This window comes from Methylobacterium nigriterrae (assembly GCF_037106235.1).
In the GTDB taxonomy this organism is placed as follows: Bacteria; Pseudomonadota; Alphaproteobacteria; order Rhizobiales; family Beijerinckiaceae; genus Methylobacterium; species Methylobacterium nigriterrae.
Map to the genome: position 1 here is coordinate 1 of NZ_JBAWTG010001147.1, position 205 is coordinate 205.

1 protein-coding gene is annotated in these 205 nt (G+C 72.2%); it reads right to left on the bottom strand.

The annotated features are described in order from the left end of the window. Positions 1 to 45: 45 nt before the first annotated feature. Positions 46 to 205 (bottom strand): MucR family transcriptional regulator (locus tag WDW90_RS40540; RefSeq protein WP_336493157.1); only part of this gene is annotated, 160 nt, incomplete at its 5' end.

The following is a 205-nucleotide window of genomic DNA, read 5'->3' on the forward strand; positions in this document are numbered from 1 at the left end:
GGCAAGAAGCCGGGGCGGTCTGAAACCCATGCCGCCCCGACATGATCAGGCAGCCTTGCGCCGCCCCCGACCCTTCGGCTGCTCCACCGGAGCCTGAGCACCCGGCCGCCCGAGGCCGATCGACTTGGCGAGTTCCGAGCGCTGGGCGGCGTAGTTGGCGGCGACCATCGGGTAGTCGGCCGGCAGGCCGTAGCGCTGGCGGTAG